Origin of the sequence: Halobellus rarus, from assembly GCF_024494595.1 — an archaeon.
GTDB classification, from domain to species: domain Archaea; phylum Halobacteriota; class Halobacteria; order Halobacteriales; family Haloferacaceae; genus Haloquadratum; species Haloquadratum rarum.
In genome coordinates this window covers 163,365-180,835 of record NZ_JANHDI010000008.1, presented here as the reverse complement: position 1 = coordinate 180,835, position 17,471 = coordinate 163,365, and the positions used below count along the sequence as shown (strand labels likewise).

Below are 17,471 nucleotides of genomic sequence, written 5' to 3'. Positions count from 1 at the left end.
CGCTTAAACCCACCGACTCCCCCTCCAGCGGACGCTACGTGTCGGCTTCCTCGTCCGCGGTACCGCCCGCAGTCGATTCCCGATCCGAGACGTCCGGTCGGGGCGCGTCGACGGCGTCGAGCGCCCGGAGCCGGTTGCGGAATTCCTCGGTCCGGAACCGATCGGAGAGTCGGGCGTTCGCCACGACCAAGAAGAGGAAGAAGCCGATCACGAGGAAGCCGAGTGCCGCGATCGGGGCGACGACCGTCGAGAGCGACGGGAGCGCGATCCAGGCTATCAACAGGCCGAGACCGACGACGATCTGCGCCCCTGCGACGACCTGCAGCATCAGGTTCCCGAACTCGCCGCTGCCCTCGACGATGTCCTCGGGCTCCGGCAGCGACGCGTCCGCCGGGAACTCCATCAGATCGTAACTCTCCATCGAGCAGAGCGCGACGGTCGGCTTGACGTCGCGCAGCACGGTGCCCTCGCCCTCGACGCTCCCGTCGGCGTACACGACCGCGTACCCCTCGTCCGAGTAGGCGACGACGTAGTCTTGCCCGTCGCTCACCCGTTCGACGACGGCGAAGATCTCGCGGATCGCGACCCGCGCCGTTAGTTCGTGTTCCACCCGATCGAGGAGTTCCTCGCCGACGATCCACGTCCCGGGATCGAAGGCGGCTTCCCACTCTTCGAGGCTCATCTCCGCCATGTCCGCGGGACCGAAGTCGTCGAAGTCGTAGGTCTCTTCGACCTCTCGGCGGAGCGCTTCGAGGTCGTCGGACTCGGACTCGGAGTCGGGGGCGTCAGTCGCGGTCCTCGACGCGGATGGGGGCGTATCGCTCGCCGACTCGGCGGCGTCGGCCGCGTCGTCGGTGTCGGCCGGGTCCGCGCGGCGATCCACCGCGTTCGGCTCCTCCGAGGACTCCGTCATTTTCCGGGTGTTGGAGTGGCACACTCCTTAGGGTAACGGTTCGGTATCGCGTCGCCGCCGCATTCGCGACGCGACGCCGCGGGGAAGTCGGACACTTTACCCGCCGGGAGTCCGAATCCCTGGCGATGGTATCCGATTCGGCCATCGCGACAGCCGCCGCGCTGATGGTCACGGCGAGTCTGCCGTTCTACCTCTACGGCGCGTGGATTATGATCGACGCCGAGACGGTCAGTTGGGACGTCCTCGTGTACCACCTGAAGTTCATCGTCCCCGGACTCGTGCTCAACACGATCCCGGTCCTCGCGTGGATGCTCCCGCGGCTGCTCGATCAACTCGGCGGCGTGACCGTCCTCCACGCGATCCTGGGATTGCAGGCGTACGCACTCCTGGTACTCGCGCTGACCGGCATCGTCCGCATCCTCCAGGTGAAACGCGACGCCGACCTCTACGAGAACCCGGAGCAGGACGTCGACCTCGACGATCTCCATCCGGATATGAGCGCCTGGCGGGGGCGACTCCGAGTCGGGGTTTTCGGCTACGTGATCTTCTGGTTCCTCGCGTGGCTCCTCGGCCTGTATCAGTATCTCGGTCGGTACGTGCTCGGATAGAGAGATTCGGCCGTCGGCTAACGTCAGCCGTCAGTCAGTGCTGTCCGCTAGTTCCAAGTCTCGCCCGACGCGAGGTCGACGTCGCCGTCGAGTTTCGAGGACGGACAGATGTCTTCGAGCACACACGCTTCACAGTCGGGGTTGCGCGCGGTGCACACCGCTCGGCCGTGGCTGATGAACAGGTGCGTGAACTGCTGCCAGTCCGATTCGGGAACGAGGTCCATCAGTTCGCGTTCGATCTTCGTCGGCGATTCCTCCTCGGCGATGCCGAGTCGTCGCGAGATCCGCTGGACGTGCGTGTCGACGACGACGCCCTCGACGACGTCGTGGCCGTGCTGGAGGACGACGTTCGCGGTCTTTCGACCGACGCCGGACAGGTCCGTGAGTTCGGCCATCGTGTCCGGCACCTCGCCCTCGTGCTCTTCGAGGAGCGTCTCGCCGATCGACTTCAGATATCCGGCCTTGTTGTTGTGGAACGTGATCCCGTAGATGTCGTCGGCGAGTTCCGCCTCGTCGGCCGCGGCGAAGTCCTCCGCGCTCCGGTACTTCTCGAACAGTTCCTCGGTCACCTCGTTGACCCGCTCGTCGGTGCACTGCGCGGAGAGGACGACCGCGACGAGCAGTTCCAGCCGGTTCGAGAAGTTAAGCGAGATCGTCGAGTCGGGGTACTCCTCGTACAGCCTGTCGAGAACCTCCGCAGCCTGTGCTTCGCGATCGGAACGCGGCGTGCCCATACGCGGAGGTCGTGTCCGTCGGTGTTGACGCTGTCGACCGCGGATCTCACCGACGGCTCTGGACGCGGTCAGTCGTCGGCGCTCGACTCGATGGCCGAGAGCGACGCGTCGGCGACGCGGTCGACCGACGAGCGGTTGCTCGTCGGGTCCTTCTCGACGGTCACCAGGTCGTCCGCGGCGGCGACGAGATCGTCGTCGTGGCTCACGATGAGGATCTGCGCGACGCCGAGGCGACGCATCTCCTCGACGAGGTCGACGAGCCGCGAGACGTGTCCCGAATCCAGGAAGACCGTCGGCTCGTCGAGGATGAGCGGCGGCATCGGCGCGGACCCCTCGATCCCCTCCGCGAGAAGCCGGTAGATCGCACACCGCAGCGAGAGGTTGAACAGCGCGCGCTCGCCGCCGGAGAGCTGTTCGGGGTCGAGCGCGGTGCCGTCCTTCTGGAAGACCGTCAGTTCGTACTCGTCGTCGAGACGGATGCGCGAGTAGGCGTCGTTGCCGTAGACGAGGTCGAACGTCTCGTTGAGCATCCGTTCGAGCGTCTCGACGTTCCGACGGCGGAGTTCCGCGCGGAGGGAGCTGTACGTCGATTCGAGCGTCGATATCTCCTCGTGCAAGGAGTCGAGGGCGTCGACCCGCTCGGCGAGTTGCGCTCTGTCCGCACGGAGCGACTCCAGTTCCGAGAGTTCGCCTCTGACGCCGCCGATGTCGTTCTGGAGGGCGTCGCGTCTCTCGCGGAGTTCGGCGAGTTTCGCGGCGACGTTCTCCAGGTACTCCTCGGCTTTCGTCTTGTTCTCCTTCGCCGTCTCGATGCGCTCCTCGTCGACCGCCTCGGCGAGTTCCTCGCGCCGCTCGCGCTTCTCCTGCAGGAACTCCCGACGCTCCTCGTTTCGCTCGGCGATCGAGCGTCGACGCTCCCGGAGCCGATCGATCTCGGACTCGGTCTCGTCGATCTCCGAGCGCAGCCTGTCGACTCGATCGAGGCGCTCGCGAACCGAATCGATCGCGTCGAGATCGGCTTCGAGCGAGGCGATCTGCTCTGCAGCGTCTGCGGCCGCCTCCGATTGCGCCTCGGCGGCCCCGCGCTTTTCCGCGGCCTGTTCGTCGAGCTCGTTCGCCTGCTCGCGGAGCGATTCGGCCTCCCCGCGGCGTTCGCCGGCGGTCTCGCGCGCGTCCTCGATGCTACTTTCGATCAGCGAGCGCCTCTCCCGGAGGTTCCCCAGTCGCGTCTCCGCCTCGGCCAGCGACTCGGCCGTCTCCAGGTCCGCTTCGAGTTCGTTGGCCGCCTCTCGGAGGTCGTCGAGGTCGGCTTCGAGCGTCTCGAGTTCCGCCTCGTGCTCGCCGATGGCGTCGACGTGCGGCGATCCCTCGACCGGCTGGCCGCACTCCGGGCACTTGCCCTCCTCGCGGAGCGATTTCGCCTCTTCGAGGCGGTCTCGAACCGATTCCAGTTCCGCCTGCGTGGTCGCAACCCGTTCGCGCGTCTCCCGCAGCGACTCCTGTCTCGACTCGCGGTGGCCGGCCGCCTCGCCGACGTCGACGGGCGCGTCGTCGAACCGCTCGCGGAGCGATTCGATCTCGTCGTCGAGCGTTTCCAGTTCCTCGGTGCGCTCCTCGACACGGGTCTCGGCGTCCGCAGCTGTCGATTCGGCCTCGTCGGCGCGCTCCCGTGTCTCCGCCGCGCGCTCCTCGAACTCCTCGGCGCGCTCGGCCAGCTTCTCGGCCTGATTCGACAGCATTGTCTCGCGCTGCCGCGCCTCCTGTAACTCCTCGCGGACCGCGTCCTCCTCCTCGTCGAGCGACTCGCGGCGGTTCTCGATCGCATCGGCATCGACGGCGTCGGTGTCGATAGTTGCCCCGGACTCGGAGGCGTCGCCCGCGACGTCGCCGAGGTCGGTCTCCGCGACCGCCGCGGCGAGGTCGGATTCGAGCGCGTCGACCCGGTCACGGAGGTCGACGACCTCGTCTCGGAGGTCGTCCCGTTTCGACTCGTCGGCCCGGATCGTCTCGCGCAGCTCCTCGACGTCGTCGTCGAGACCGTCGAGTTTCGCCTTCGTCTCCTCGTAGGTCGCGATGACCTCCTCGGCGTCGGCGAGCGTCTCCTCGGCGCGCGCCTCGTTCTCCTCGAAGCGCTCGATTTCCGAATCCACCTCCGAGAGCTCCGTCTCCAGGTCGTTCAACCGCGCGTGGAGGTTCGCGTCCTCCTTGGCCTCGATCTGAGATTCGAGCTTCGACAGCGCGCCGCGTTTCTCCGATCGGACGTCCTCGACGCCGAGCCGCGCCTGGCTGGCCCGCTCGCGGTACTCCTCTAACTTCCCCAACTGGAGGAGGTCGTCGATGGTGTCCTGTCGCTGCGCCGGCGTCGCGTTGATGAGCTTGTTCACCTCGCCCTGCCGGACGTACGCGCAGTTGACGAACGCCTCGGCGTCCATTCGGAGGAGGTCGGTGACGAACTCACGGACGTCGGTCGCGCCGTCGACAGCGACGTCGGGGCCTTCGAGCGTGCAGGTCGTCGTGCTCATCCGGTCTCCGGAGCGCCGGAGCTCCCGCCGGATGTGATACGTCTCGCCCGCGTGGACGAACTGCAGCGACACCTCGGCCTCGTCCTCGCCGGTCGTCACGACGTCGTCGAGCGTCTCGTCGAGGGCGCGAGCGCCGTAGAGGGCGAAGAAACAGGCTTCGAGCAGCGAGGACTTGCCGCTGCCGTTCAGCCCGTGGATGACGGTGACGCCGTCGCGGAGGTCGAGGTCCGCGTCCGCGTACGGCTTGAAGTTCCGCAGTCGGATTCGCTCGAACCGCATCTAGAAGTCCTCCATCGTGACCTGTCCGTCGCTCGGTTTCGACCCCGACGCGGCGGGTTCCGTCCCGGTCTCTCCGGAATCGACGTCGCGCTCTGATTCCGCGTCTTCCTCGGTCTCGACTTCTGTGTCGGTGTCCACGTCGGCCGCAGCCTCGGCGGCTTCGTCGGTCTCGGTTTTATGCGCTGCGTCGGAACTGGCGTCCGCCTCGTCTCTCTCGGTCGTCGGGTCCGCTGCGTCCGCGTCGTCTCTCTCGGTCGTCGGGTCCGCTGCGTCCGCGTCGTCTCCCTCGGCCGTCGGGTCCGCGTCGTCTCCGACCTCTGAACCCCCGCCATCGGGTGGTGCATCCGACGCGGGCGAGAACGCGTCGCGGTCGGCGTCGAGGAGGTCCGACACCCGATCCTCGACGACCTCGCGGACGTTCGAGTCGGCGGTCTTGCTCGCGCGGATCGTCTCGTCGACGTCGAGGGCGGCCGAGGAGAGCCCGAGCTCGCGGACGCGCTCCTCGACGGCGTCGTCGGGGTCGGCGAAGGAGACGTCGAACTCCGCGTCGGTCTCCTGCTCGCGGCGGTCGGTGACGCGCGCGACGAGCGCGCCGCGCTCCGTGAGCGACTCCTCGATCGACGCGGGCGTCACCGGATCGCCCTCGCCGGTCACCTCGACGACGACGACGGCGTCTTCGACCTCGCGCTGGCGGAGTTGTTCGTGGACCCGCGCTGCGCCCTCGCCCTCCGCTAACTCGACGGAGACGAAGACAAACGGTCGCGTGTCGAGGGTCCGTCGTCGGATGTCGACGGTGTGGGGTTCGCCGTCGGCGCTGACGGCGTCGTCGTCGTCCTCATCGTCGCCCTCGGAACCGCCGAACGTCACGAGGTTGTACCCGCGCGCGTCCTCCTCGGCGGCGCTGGCGCGCTCTGTCGACCCGCAGTAGGTCACCCACGCCCCGTCGACGGTCTCGATACCCGGGGCATGGTTGTCGCCGAGGAGCACCGCGTCGAAGTCGACCGTCGAGCACTCCAAGACGGTCTCGGTCTCCCAGTCGGCGTGGGCGAACGGCGTGAACAGGCCGTGGCTCACGAGCGCGGCGTGAGCGGCGTCGTGCGGCTCGAAGTCGTAGTCGAGGTCGTCCCGTCGGGACTTCGGCACGTGGTCGAGCCCGTAGAACGCCGTGTCGCCGACGATTCGGGGCTCCGCGCCGAGGCGTTCGCCCAACCCGAGGTTCTCGAAGAGGTCGAGCCACTGACCGCCGCGGGTCGACTCGTGGTTGCCGACGACGGCCAGAAACGGGATATTCGCCTCGCTGAGCCGGCGGAGGACGCGGATCGTCCCGAGGAGGTCCCGGAGCTCCGGCCGCCGGTCGTGGAACAGGTCGCCCGCGTGGACGACGGCGTCGACGTCGTCCTCGACCGCGTCGTCGATCACCTGCTCGAACGCGTCGAGGAAGTCCTCGCGGCGCTCCGGCGAGTGATACTGCTGGTACCCGAGGTGGGTGTCGCCGGTGTGGATCACCCGTGTCATCTGCTCCGTTCTTGAGCGTAACGTCCTAAAACCGTTCCGCGAGCGGAGCGGAAGTGGTCGCCTCGCGGCGGTCGAGGGGCGCGGCGTGGCGGCATCGCCCGCTCACCGTTTGGCTGTGCCGATCACGGCACCCTCAGAATCGTGTCCGGCTGATGCGGCGTCGAGGTCGCGTCCAGATAACGCGGCATCGAGGTCGCGGAGGATCGCACGCGACCGACGTCCCCGCTGTGCCACCTGATCGTGGCCGCAGCGCTCCGCCGCCGTGACCGCGTCGTCGAGCGCGTTGAGGCCGACGTCGAGCAGAAACGCCGCCGCGGCTACCGCACACGAGACGGCGCGCTCGGCGTCTTCGACGACTTCTTCGAGAGGCCCGGGGTCAGAGCCGGCGCTCGCGGGAGCGGTCGATGAGCGACGCGGCGCGGAGCCCTCGGCGAGCGATCGGAGCGAACGACGGACTGATTCCGGGGACGGTTCGGGGGCGGGAGACTGACACTCGGTCACGGCGACAGTGGTCCCGCCATCGTACTTGAAGCTCCGGACGTGAAGCCGCCGGAGAGTTCCGCTACAGATCGAGGGTGTACAGGCGCTTTCTGGCGTCGGTGAACGAGAACCGCGAGTCGACGACGCCGGCGTCTTCGAGTCGGGAGATCGCGTACCGGACGGTCCGGGGCGGGAGGAGCGTCTCCTCGGCGAGTTGGCTCTGTGTCAGCGTCTCGTTGTAGTCGAGGACCTTCGCGACGAGTTTCGCACTCGGGGGCATCTCGCGGACCGGGTCCCAGCGGTCGGTCGACTCCTCTTCGGGCGCGAATGCCTGGGTAGTGCTCATGTGTATCTCCCACTGGGAGATGTAGGGTAATAATATTTGCTGTATAGATATATTACTACAAAGAATCAAAAATCCGGTGCAGGCGCCCGGTCCGTCCGATCCGAACAGGGGATTCGTCCATCGGTAGCGTGACCCCCACCCGAAGTCTCTTATGAAGCCACGACCTACGGAGGGTGATGACTGACACTGTGGACGACGTCGAGCTCCCGTACGACAAGGAGGCGGCGTCGCAGCAGGAGAAGATCCAAGCGCTCAGAGAGCGACTGGATGTTCTCGAGTCCCAAAACGAGGAGATGCGGGACAAACTTCTGGACGCGAACGCCGAGAACAACAAGTACCAGCAGAAGCTCGAGCGACTGACCCACGAGAACAAGAAGCTCAAGCAGTCGCCGCTGTTCGTCGCGACGGTACAGGAACTCACCGACGACGGCGTCGTGATCAAACAGCACGGGAACAACCAAGAGGCGCTCACCGAGGTGACAGACGAGATGCGCGAGGAACTCGAACCCGACGCGCGCGTCGCCGTCAACAACTCGCTGTCGGTGGTCAAGCGACTCGACAACGAGACCGACGTCCGCGCCCGGGTGATGCAGGTCGACCACAGCCCGGACATCACCTACCAGGACATCGGCGGTCTCGAAGAACAGATGCAGGAGGTGCGCGAGACCGTCGAGATGCCGCTGGAGTCACCCGAGATGTTCGAGCAGGTCGGGATCCAGCCGCCGTCGGGCGTGCTGCTCTACGGCCCGCCGGGGACGGGCAAGACGATGCTCGCGAAGGCCGTCGCCAACGAGACCGACGCCACCTTCATCAAGATGGCCGGTTCCGAACTCGTCCACAAGTTCATCGGGGAGGGCGCGAAGCTCGTTCGCGACCTCTTCGAGGTCGCTCGTGAGAACGAGCCGGCGGTCCTGTTCATCGACGAGATCGATGCCATCGCCTCCAAGCGGACGGACTCGAAGACCTCCGGGGACGCCGAGGTCCAGCGGACGATGATGCAACTGCTCTCGGAGATGGACGGCTTCGACGAGCGCGGCGACGTCCGCATCATCGCCGCGACGAACCGCTTCGACATGCTCGACGAGGCGATCCTCCGCCCCGGTCGCTTCGACCGCCTCATCGAGGTCCCCAAACCCGGCCACGAGGGTCGTGCGATCATCTTCCGGATCCACACCCGCGACATGAACGTCGCCGACGACGTCGACTTCGAGCAACTGGCCGAACTGACCGACGACGCCTCCGGCGCCGACATCAAGGCGATCTGTACGGAGGCCGGGATGTTCGCGATCCGCGACGACCGCACCGAGATTTCGATGGCGGACTTCGTCGAGGCCTGGGAGAAGATCCAGGCAGAGACCGTCGACGAGGGGACTGCGAGCCGCGCCTTCGCCTGATCGGCTCTCTGCGCGTTTTTCGTACTATCTCGAACCGGTTTCGCTTTCGTCACCAACACGCAGCGCCGCGACCGCGCGTTCCGTCACTTCGGTCGCGTCGTACCCGCGCTCGCCGTGGACCGTCGCCTCGTCGATGAGTCCGGCCGCGCGAAACTCCGCGAGCAGACCGTGTAGATCGGATTCACACAGATCATACGCATCGAGCAGTTCAACGACCGAAATCGGTCCTCTGTCCGCGAGTTCGACGAGCAGCCCCAGCGAGCGCTCGTCGTGTGCGGCGGAGACGACGCGGCGGACCGCTTCGGGGACGCCGGAGGCGGCGACCGACAGCGGCGATTCCTCCTCTGCCCCGAACCGCAACTCCCCGTTCGGGAGGTAGCGCTCCGCGCCGGTCTCCGGATCGCGAACCAGGCTCGAATCCGTCGAGCGCTTCACGAGCAAGTAGCGTTCGCCGTCGGCGTCGCGGACGGTCTGCATAGCCGGGAGGTGGGTCGACGGGCGCTTATCGGTTGCGTTGGTGGGTCTGGACCTCGCCGGCGTGGCCCGCTGTCGTCGCGACGGCTCGCCGGGTCCTGTTCGACGGAACAGGCCGACAGTCATTCGTCGGCCGGCTCGTCGCCCTCGTCGCCCTCGCCGCCGAACTCCTCCTGATAGGTGCGATAGAGGTCGTACGTCCGGTAGAGCGCGAACAGACCGACCGCGACCGCGCCGCCGCCCCAGCCCCACTGCCCGCGGAACGCGACGAGCAGGAGGCCGATGCTGATCCCCGCGAGCGCGACGTTCGCGTACACGACCGTGACCCAGAACAACTTCGCGAGGTCGCCGTCGATCTCGACGCCTGCACCCTCCTCTTCACCTTCGCCGGGTATCTCGACGGAGGGCACCGAGACGAGGTCCTCCTCGGGCGAACCCCAGCGCGCCTCGGGATCCGGCTCATCGGGTTCGTCGGGTTCGTCGGGTTCGTCGGGCCACTCGTCGAAGTCGCTCGGCACGCTCGTAGCGAGGGGAGGTGACCGCAAAAACGGTTCGTTCCGCGGGACGCAGGCGCTGTCCGTTCGCGACCGTCGAAAACGAGGCCTCGGACCGTCGAAAACGCGACCTCGGGCCGTCGAGCGTTCGTTCGACGGTATCAGCAGTGCTCTGTGAGCGTCACCGTCTGCGAGGCTTCGACCCACGCGAGCGGGTTCTGCGGATCGTAGAACACGATCCCGCCGTCGACGTCGTAGGACTCGACCTCCGCGAGTCCGCTCGCTTCGCCCATCCGCGCCGGCGCGGCTGGCGACCGATCCGTCCGCTCGGAGTCTGCAGGGTCGACCATCGTGAATCGTGGTATGTTGTACCACAGTATAGGTCTTGTGCTCGGGTCAATACACCCCCGACCGACACTTCCGCGCGGGCGAGCCGAACGGGGTCGGTCGGGTGTAATGCCGAACCTTTTACTCGGCTATGCCGAAAGCGACGCTATGAAACAGGCAGGGCTCACGGACAACTGGAGCGGCGGCGAGGACGACGCCGCCGAGGGCTCCCGGCCCGACGAGGAGGCGGTCGCCGTCGCCGGCAACGGCAGCCAGCACGTCTCCGAGGTCGTCGACGCCGAGGACATCCGCTTTCCCGACGCCGACGGCACGGTCGAGTTGATGGTGACGCAGGTGAACTACTCCATCGAGGGGAGCGGCAACCGCGAGTACCCCGTCCTCCACGTGTTCGGTCGGACCCGCGAGAACGAGGTCGAACACGTCCGCGTGCTCGGGTTCGAGCCCTACTTTTACGCGCCGACGGAGACGCTCGACGACGACAAACTCGACAAGGAGGTAATCACGCGCACCGAGGAGGGCTTCGAGAGCATCCGCGGCGACGACCTCACGAAGATCTGCACGCAGACGCCGCGGGACGTCGGGCAGATTCGCGACGAGTTCGAGCACTACGAGGCCGACATCCTCTTTCCGAACCGCCTGCTGATCGACAAGGACATCAAGAGCGGCATCCGCGTCCCCGCCCGACGACTCGGAGCGGACGACGAGAGCGAGGGAACCAACGAGAACAGCACGATCCAGATCCCCCACGACGAGATCGAACCCGTCGCGGTCGAGGCCGACCTCCGCGTGAACACCTTCGACATCGAGGTCGACGACCGCTCGGGCTTCCCCGAGGAGGGCGAGGAACCGATCGTCTGTCTCACCAGCCACGACTCCTACCGAGACGAGTACGTCGCGTGGCTCTACGACGCCCCCGAGGCGGGCGAGGGCGTCGACTCCCCCGACGACCTCGCCGACTACGAACCGCTCCGCGACGACACCGAAGTCGACGTCCGCTCCTTCGAGCGCGAAGACGAGATGCTCGACGCGTTCGTCACCTACATCGAAGACACCGACGCGGACGTGCTGACGGGCTGGAACTTCGAGGACTTCGATATGCCGTACCTCCTCGACCGGATGGAGCTACTGGATCCCACCTCCGAGTACGACCTCAGCCCCGAGCGCTTCTCCCGGATCGACGAGGTCTGGCGCAGCGGGTGGGGCGGCCCCAACGTGAAGGGCCGCGTCGTCTTCGACCTGCTGTACGCCTACAAGCGAACCCAGTTCTCCGAACTCGAATCGTACAGACTCGACGCCGTCGGCGAACTCGAACTGGATGTGGGAAAGGAGCGCTACGCCGGCGACATCGGCGACCTCTGGGAGCAGGAACCGGAGCGTCTCTTAGAGTACAACGTCCGCGACGTGGAACTCTGCGTCGAGATCGACCGCAAACAGGACGTCATCGCCTTCTGGGACGAGGTGCGCACGTTCGTCGGCTGTAAACTGGAGGACGCGACGACGCCCGGCGACACCGTCGACGTGTACATCCTCCACGAGGCCCACGGCCGCTTCGCCCTCCCCTCGAAGGGACAGGCCAACGCCGAGGACTACGAGGGCGGGGCGGTCTTCGATCCGATCACCGGGGTCAAAGAGAACGTGACGGTGCTCGACCTCAAGAGTCTCTATCCGATGTGTATGGTGACGATCAACGCGTCGCCGGAGACGAAGGTCGACCCCGAGGAGTACGACGGCGACACGTTCAAGGCCCCGAACGGGACGCACTTTCGGCGCGAACCGGACGGGATCATCCGCGAGATGATCGACGACCTGCTCGCAGAGCGCGAGGAGAAGAAGTCGCTGCGAAACGAGAACGATCCCGACACCGCGGCGTACGAGCAGTACGATCGACAGCAAGGAGCTGTCAAGGTTATTATGAATTCGTTGTACGGCGTTTTGGGGTGGGATCGCTTCCGGCTATACGACAAGGAAATGGGCGCTGCCGTCACTTCAACGGGCCGTGACGTGATCGAGTACACAGCCGAGTCCGCGAACGAACTCGGCAAACGTATCATCTATGGAGACACCGACTCGGTCATGTTGGAACTCGGCGGCGACGTCTCCAAGGAGGAGGCCATCGAGCAGTCCTTCGAGTTGGAGGATCACATCAACGACTCCTACGACGAGTTCGCCCTTCGGGAACTGGACGCGGAACACCACCGCTTCCAGATCGAGTTCGAGAAGCTGTATCGCCGGTTCTTCCAGGCGGGCAAAAAGAAGCGCTACGCCGGTCACATCGTCTGGAAGGAGGGTAAGGACGTCGACGACATCGACATCACGGGCTTCGAGTACAAGCGCTCGGACATCGCGCCGATCACCAAGGAGGTGCAGAAGCGCGTCATCGAGATGATCGTCTACGGCGAGGACAACGAGGAGATCGCCGACTACCTCAACGGGATCATCGAGGACTTCGAGACCGGCGAGGTACCCGTCGAAGACATCGGCATTCCCGGCGGCATCGGCAAGCGACTGGACGCCTACGACACGGCGACGGCGCAGGTCCGCGGCGCGAAGTACGCCAACGAATTCCTCGGGACGAACTTCGGCCGCGGATCGAAGCCGAAGCGGCTCTACCTCCGGAAGGTCCACCCCTCGTGGTTCCGAAAGATGGAGAGCGAGGAGGGCTTCGATCCCCAGCGCGACGCCCTGTACGGCGAGTTCAAGCGCGATCCAGACGTCATCTGCATCGAGTACGACGACCAGCTCCCCGAGGCCTTCGAGGTCGACTGGGACAAGATGTTAGAGAAGACCCTCAAAGGTCCGATCGCTCGCATCATCGAGGCGCTCGGGATGTCGTGGGACGAGGTGAAGTCCGGGCAGGAGCAGACCGGGCTCGGCAGTTTCGTGTGAGCTGTCTCGGACACCCCGTACCCGCCGAGCCAGCGACGTAGCCGATATTGGTTTCGCAAAACACAAATAATTTTTACCCACAGTGAAGCGACGGGTGGGGAATGCGTAACCATTATGGGTGCAAGCGCCCATTTTAGTGATACGAGGCAACGAAACAACGATGGCTACACTCGAAATCAAGAACCTCCACGCGAGCGTGGCGGAGGAAGACGGCGAACAGATTCTTCGTGGCGTCGACCTGGAGGTCAACTCCGGAGAGATCCACGCCCTGATGGGACCGAACGGGTCGGGGAAGTCGACGACGGCGAAGATCATCGCCGGACATCCCGCCTACGAGGTAACGGACGGGGAAGTTCTCCTCCACCTCGAAGACGACGAGTTCGGCGACGACGTCGAGATACCCGCGGACAAACGCACCTGGAACCTTCTGGAACTGGAGCCGAACGAGCGCGCGGCGCTCGGTATCTTCCTCGGCTTCCAGTACCCCGCGGAAATCGAGGGCGTCACGATGACGAACTTCCTGCGGACGGCGCTCAACGCCAAGATCGAAGAGCGCGAGGAACTCTTCGAAGACGACGACGCCGAGGAAGCCGACGAGGACGACGAGGGCTACGAGAATTCGCCGATGGAAGGCCCCGTCGACGAGGGCGAGGTCGGCGTCGCCGAGTTCCAGCAGCTCCTCAAAGAGAAGATGGAGCTGCTCGACATGGACGAGAAGTTCATGCAGCGCTACCTCAACGCCGGGTTCTCCGGGGGCGAGAAGAAACAGAACGAGGTGCTGCAGGCGGCCATCCTCGAACCGTCGATCGCCGTCCTCGACGAGATCGACTCCGGACTGGACATCGACCGACTCCAGGACGTCTCCGAGGGGATCAACGCCCTCCGCGACGAGCAGGGCACGGGCATCCTCCAGATCACCCACTACCAGCGGATCCTCGAGTACGTCGAGCCCGATCACGTCCACGTGATGCTCGACGGCAAGATCGCGAAGAGCGGCGACGCGTCGCTCGCCGAGGAACTCGAAGACGAGGGCTACGACTGGGTCCGCGAAGAAGTCTACGAGACGGCGTAACTATGTTCAGTTACGCACAGCCTCATAAGCAACGAACCGTAAACACACACTACCAACAATGAGTTCCGAACAAGACCACCTCAAAGACACGGACACGGAAGCCCGATTCGACTTCAAGAAGGAGGAGTCCTCGGCGTTTCAGACCGAAAAGGGCCTGACGGAGGAGACGGTCCGCGTCATCTCCGAGGACAAAGGCGAGCCCGAGTGGATGCTGAACCGACGGCTCCGAGCCTTAGAGCAGTTCCAGGAGATGCCGATGCCGACCGACTGGCCCGGCCAGCCGGACCTCTCGGAGGTCGACATCGCCGAGATCGTCCCGTACATCCGGCCGGACGTCGACGTCCGCGCGGGCGTCGACGACTGGACCGAACTCCCCGACGAGATCAAAGACACCTTCGACAAACTCGGCATTCCGGAAGCCGAGAAGAACGCGCTCTCCGGCGTCGGCGCGCAGTACGAGTCCGAGGTCGTCTACCAGAACATGCAGGAGCGCTGGGAGGAGAAGGGCGTCATCTTCTGCAACATGGACGAGGCAGTCCAGGAGCACGAAGAGATCGTCAAAGAGCACTTCATGACGAAGTGCGTTCCCCCGTCGGACAACAAGTTCGCCGCGCTGCACGGCGCGGTCTGGTCCGGCGGCTCGTTCGTGTACGTCCCCGAAGACGTCACCGTCGAGATGCCGGTGCAGGCGTACTTCCGGATGAACTCGGAAGGGATGGGCCAGTTCGAGCACACACTCATCGTCGCCGAGGACGGCGCGGAGGTCCACTACATCGAGGGCTGTTCGGCCCCGAAGTACTCTGCGTTCAACCTCCACTCCGGCGGCGTCGAAGTGTTCGTCGGCGAGGACGCCCACGTCCAGTACTCGACGGTGCAGAACTGGTCGAAGAACACCTACAACCTCAACACCAAGCGCGCGCTCGTCGAGGCCGGCGGCCGGATGGAGTGGATCTCCGGGTCGATGGGCTCGAAGGCGACGATGCTCTACCCGTCGACCGTGCTGAAAGGGCCCGGTGCCTCCGACAACCACATCACCATCGCCTTCGCGGGCGAGGGCCAAAACATCGACACCGGTGCGAAGGTCTACCACAACGCGCCCGACACGAAGTCGACGATCGAGTCGAAGTCGATCTCGAAGGACGGCGGCCGCACGAACTATCGCGGCCTCGTCCACATCGCCGACGGCGCGGAGAACTCCTCGACGTCGGTCGAGTGCGACGCGCTGATGTTCGACAACGAGTCGACGTCGGACACGATGCCGTACATGGAGATCAACGAGTCGAAGGTCGACGTCGCCCACGAGGCGACGGTCGGAAAGATCGGCGACGAGGACATCTTCTACCTCCAGTCGCGCGGCCTCGACGACGACGACGCGAAACAGATGATCGTCTCGGGCTTCATCGAGCCGATCACCGAAGAGCTACCGATCGAGTACGCGGTCGAACTCAACCGCCTCGTCGAGCTCGAGATGGAGGGGAGCCTCGGATAGTATGAGCAGCGCACAACTTCCCGCGAACCTGTCGACGGAGACGGTTCGAGAGATCTCCAAGAGTCGGGACGAGCCCGACTGGCTGCTCGAGGCGCGACTCGACGCGCTCGACGCGCTCGAAACGCTCGACCTGCCGGACGTTATCCAGACGCCCGGCCGGCGCTGGACGAACCTCGAGGCGCTCGATTTCGAGTCGCTGGTCGACCCGCTCGACCAGGCTGACGAGACCGAGCGGACGTCCGACGAGGGCGTCGAAGTCCTCACGTTCGTCGAAGCGCTCGAAGAGCACCCCGACCTCGTCGAGTCCGCGTTCGGGTCGACGATCGATCCTCAGGAGAACTACCTCACGGCGCTGTCTGCCGCGCTGTTCACCACCGGCACCGTCGTCTACGTCCCCGAGGGCGTCGACGCCGAGGACGTGACGATCCGCGCGGAGATGAACTCCCGCTCGCTGTTCAGTCACACGCTCGTCGTCACCGAGAAGTCCTCGTCGGTGACGATTCTGGAAAGCATCGAATCCGGTGCCGAGAGCGACGCCGACGCCCGGTACTTCTCGAATCTCGTCGAGATCGACGCGGGCGAGAACTCTTACGTGCAGTACGGGTCGCTGCAGAACCTCGAAGAGGACACCTACAGCTACACCCTCAAGCGGGCCGACGTCGGCACCTACGCCACGGTGAACTGGATCGAGGGGAACCTCGGGTCCCGGCTCACTCGCTCGGACGTTGAGTCCGAACTCAACGGCGACTCCGCGGAGACGAAGATCGTCGGCGCGTTCTTCGGCCACGGCGGCCAGCACTTCGACGTCAACGCGCGCGTCTGGCACGAGGCCGAGAACACGACGGCGGACCTCGTCACCCGCGGCGTCCTCGACGACCAGGCGCGCTCGGTGTACGAGGGCGTCCAGGACGTCGGCCGCGACGCGTGGAACACCTCCTCGTACCAGCGCGAGAACACGCTGATGCTCTCCGACGAGAGCGAGGCCGACGCGTCGCCGAAGCTGATCATCCACAACCACGACACCGAGGCGTCGCACTCGGCGACGGTCGGGCAGGTCGACCAGGAGGACCTGTTCTACATGGTGTCGCGGTCGATCCCGGACCAGCAGGCGCGCAACATGCTCGTCGAGGGCTTCTTCGTGCCCGTCCTCGAGGAGATCGCCGTCGACGAGTTCCGCGACGATCTCGAAGAGCTGATCGCCGCGCGACTCCGGTAACGGCGATCGATCGCTGATTTTCGGTTTTATGTGTGCCCGTTAAATTGACGTAAATACATCCCTCCAGATTAGTCGCTATCTGTTTCTTTTTTGTCAGAATCTTATTATTGATCCAGGTTGGAATTGACGGTTAACGGCTGGTGCAGTATTACAGCTTATTGGTGTGGGTATTCTATTACTGACTAACCTGTTCGGATTAGTGCGGTACGAAGAGAATCCTATTGTCAGTGAATATGAGCCGATAACGTATCTCCTCGTTTTTGGACTGCTAATTTGGGCGGTCGGATTGCTCACTCAACTGGTCACAGTTTGATCTAAACGGAAGAGGACAAGTCAAATTCCTCGGTTTATTCGTCTAAGCCAGTGATATTGGCTGATTAGATCGCTATTCAGCGGAGTACAATATCCGATGCTTAAACCATCAAGACAGCGTGCGTACACACGAGTTCAAACCCAGTTGGAAAGTGCAGTATCAATTTGCGCATACAGAACACCTATACTGTCAGCCACCAAAGAGACCGATGGACCTCGCAGCCAGCAGAGGTTCATGTACGGCACGAGTTTGACGTCGTGGCTACTCCCCACTCTTCGCCCGACGTTTTCATTGTGTATTCACAGTTCAGAAGTGCTTAACTCAGTTCTAAGAATTGATATTTTGATGCTGAGGTTTATTAAGGGTGAGTGTATCCTTTCAAGTAGAC

15 protein-coding genes are annotated in these 17,471 nt (G+C 64.7%); 6 read left to right on the top strand and 9 right to left on the bottom strand.

The window, feature by feature from the left end; all coding sequences use genetic code 11:
- Nucleotides 1–34: 34 nt before the first annotated feature.
- The gene (locus tag NO876_RS10675; protein WP_256421655.1) at nucleotides 35–913 is read right to left on the bottom strand and encodes a DUF7319 domain-containing protein; all 879 of its coding nucleotides are present in this window, start codon (nucleotides 911–913) and stop codon (nucleotides 35–37) included.
- Nucleotides 914–1,038: 125 nt separating this feature from the next.
- Here NO876_RS10675 and NO876_RS10670 point away from each other — a divergent pair, with 125 nt between their 5' ends.
- Nucleotides 1,039–1,521 carry a DUF7321 family protein gene (locus NO876_RS10670; protein WP_256421654.1) on the top strand — a complete coding sequence of 161 codons (483 nt, stop codon included), beginning with the start codon at nucleotides 1,039–1,041 and terminating at the stop codon, nucleotides 1,519–1,521.
- Between the two features lie 47 nt (nucleotides 1,522–1,568).
- Here the strand turns inward: NO876_RS10670 and nth are convergent, their stop codons facing one another.
- From nth to NO876_RS10645, 5 genes are all read right to left on the bottom strand, one after another.
- Nucleotides 1,569–2,255 (bottom strand): endonuclease III, encoded by a 687-nt coding sequence (nth, locus tag NO876_RS10665; RefSeq protein ID WP_256421653.1) that lies wholly within the window; start codon nucleotides 2,253–2,255, stop codon nucleotides 1,569–1,571.
- A gap of 68 nt (nucleotides 2,256–2,323) precedes the next feature.
- The gene (gene rad50 / locus NO876_RS10660) at nucleotides 2,324–5,056 is read right to left on the bottom strand and encodes a DNA double-strand break repair ATPase Rad50 (protein ID WP_256421652.1); all 2,733 of its coding nucleotides are present in this window, start codon (nucleotides 5,054–5,056) and stop codon (nucleotides 2,324–2,326) included.
- Nucleotides 5,057–6,571, bottom strand: coding sequence for a DNA double-strand break repair protein Mre11 (gene mre11, locus NO876_RS10655; protein ID WP_256421651.1), 1,515 nt, complete (start codon nucleotides 6,569–6,571; stop codon nucleotides 5,057–5,059). It abuts the gene before it with no gap.
- A gap of 102 nt (nucleotides 6,572–6,673) precedes the next feature.
- Nucleotides 6,674–7,072 carry a DUF7966 family protein gene (locus tag NO876_RS10650; protein WP_256421650.1) on the bottom strand — a complete coding sequence of 133 codons (399 nt, stop codon included), beginning with the start codon at nucleotides 7,070–7,072 and terminating at the stop codon, nucleotides 6,674–6,676.
- Nucleotides 7,073–7,133: 61 nt separating this feature from the next.
- The gene (locus NO876_RS10645; RefSeq protein WP_256421649.1) at nucleotides 7,134–7,397 is read right to left on the bottom strand and encodes a MarR family transcriptional regulator; all 264 of its coding nucleotides are present in this window, start codon (nucleotides 7,395–7,397) and stop codon (nucleotides 7,134–7,136) included.
- 176 nt (nucleotides 7,398–7,573) lie between these two features.
- Between NO876_RS10645 and pan1 the strand changes: the two genes are divergently transcribed.
- A complete protein-coding gene (gene pan1, locus NO876_RS10640) occupies nucleotides 7,574–8,791 on the top strand; it encodes a proteasome-activating nucleotidase Pan1 (protein WP_256421648.1) in 1,218 nt (405 codons plus the stop codon).
- A gap of 24 nt (nucleotides 8,792–8,815) precedes the next feature.
- Here the strand turns inward: pan1 and NO876_RS10635 are convergent, their stop codons facing one another.
- The 3 genes from NO876_RS10635 to NO876_RS10625 form a co-directional block, all read right to left on the bottom strand.
- A complete protein-coding gene (locus NO876_RS10635) occupies nucleotides 8,816–9,268 on the bottom strand; it encodes a DUF7346 family protein (RefSeq protein ID WP_256421647.1) in 453 nt (150 codons plus the stop codon).
- Between the two features lie 119 nt (nucleotides 9,269–9,387).
- A complete protein-coding gene (locus tag NO876_RS10630) occupies nucleotides 9,388–9,783 on the bottom strand; it encodes a DUF7322 domain-containing protein (RefSeq protein ID WP_256421646.1) in 396 nt (131 codons plus the stop codon).
- A gap of 137 nt (nucleotides 9,784–9,920) precedes the next feature.
- On the bottom strand, nucleotides 9,921–10,109 hold the full coding sequence (locus NO876_RS10625) for a DUF7331 family protein (protein ID WP_256421739.1): 189 nt from the start codon (nucleotides 10,107–10,109) through the stop codon (nucleotides 9,921–9,923).
- Nucleotides 10,110–10,254: 145 nt separating this feature from the next.
- On the opposite strand from NO876_RS10625, the gene NO876_RS10620 reads away from it, so the two are divergent.
- From NO876_RS10620 to sufD, 4 genes are all read left to right on the top strand, one after another.
- Entirely contained in the window at nucleotides 10,255–12,993 is a 2,739-nt protein-coding gene (locus NO876_RS10620; RefSeq protein ID WP_256421645.1) for a DNA-directed DNA polymerase, read from the top strand.
- A gap of 160 nt (nucleotides 12,994–13,153) precedes the next feature.
- A complete protein-coding gene (locus tag NO876_RS10615; RefSeq protein WP_256421644.1) occupies nucleotides 13,154–14,065 on the top strand; it encodes an ABC transporter ATP-binding protein in 912 nt (303 codons plus the stop codon).
- A 58-nt stretch (nucleotides 14,066–14,123) separates the two neighbouring features.
- Complete coding sequence (gene sufB, locus NO876_RS10610; protein ID WP_256421643.1) at nucleotides 14,124–15,554, top strand: Fe-S cluster assembly protein SufB; 1,431 nt, start codon at nucleotides 14,124–14,126, stop codon at nucleotides 15,552–15,554.
- Between the two features lies 1 nt (nucleotide 15,555).
- Nucleotides 15,556–16,770, top strand: a complete 1,215-nt coding sequence (gene sufD / locus NO876_RS10605; RefSeq protein ID WP_256421642.1) for a Fe-S cluster assembly protein SufD — start codon at nucleotides 15,556–15,558, stop codon at nucleotides 16,768–16,770.
- Nucleotides 16,771–17,471 lie beyond the last annotated feature (701 nt).

Bases quoted from the DNA above. Each gene is read 5' to 3' on its own strand.
- NO876_RS10675 (WP_256421655.1), bottom strand. From the start codon at position 913: ATGACGGAGTCCTCGGAGGAGCCGAACGCGGTGGATCGCCGCGCGGAC.
- NO876_RS10670 (WP_256421654.1), top strand. From the start codon at position 1,039: ATGGTATCCGATTCGGCCATCGCGACAGCCGCCGCGCTGATGGTCACG.
- nth (WP_256421653.1), bottom strand. From the start codon at position 2,255: ATGGGCACGCCGCGTTCCGATCGCGAAGCACAGGCTGCGGAGGTTCTC.
- rad50 (WP_256421652.1), bottom strand. From the start codon at position 5,056: ATGCGGTTCGAGCGAATCCGACTGCGGAACTTCAAGCCGTACGCGGAC.
- mre11 (WP_256421651.1), bottom strand. From the start codon at position 6,571: ATGACACGGGTGATCCACACCGGCGACACCCACCTCGGGTACCAGCAG.
- NO876_RS10645 (WP_256421649.1), bottom strand. From the start codon at position 7,397: ATGAGCACTACCCAGGCATTCGCGCCCGAAGAGGAGTCGACCGACCGC.
- pan1 (WP_256421648.1), top strand. From the start codon at position 7,574: ATGACTGACACTGTGGACGACGTCGAGCTCCCGTACGACAAGGAGGCG.
- NO876_RS10635 (WP_256421647.1), bottom strand. From the start codon at position 9,268: ATGCAGACCGTCCGCGACGCCGACGGCGAACGCTACTTGCTCGTGAAG.
- NO876_RS10625 (WP_256421739.1), bottom strand. From the start codon at position 10,109: ATGGTCGACCCTGCAGACTCCGAGCGGACGGATCGGTCGCCAGCCGCG.
- NO876_RS10620 (WP_256421645.1), top strand. From the start codon at position 10,255: ATGAAACAGGCAGGGCTCACGGACAACTGGAGCGGCGGCGAGGACGAC.
- NO876_RS10615 (WP_256421644.1), top strand. From the start codon at position 13,154: ATGGCTACACTCGAAATCAAGAACCTCCACGCGAGCGTGGCGGAGGAA.
- sufB (WP_256421643.1), top strand. From the start codon at position 14,124: ATGAGTTCCGAACAAGACCACCTCAAAGACACGGACACGGAAGCCCGA.
- sufD (WP_256421642.1), top strand. From the start codon at position 15,556: ATGAGCAGCGCACAACTTCCCGCGAACCTGTCGACGGAGACGGTTCGA.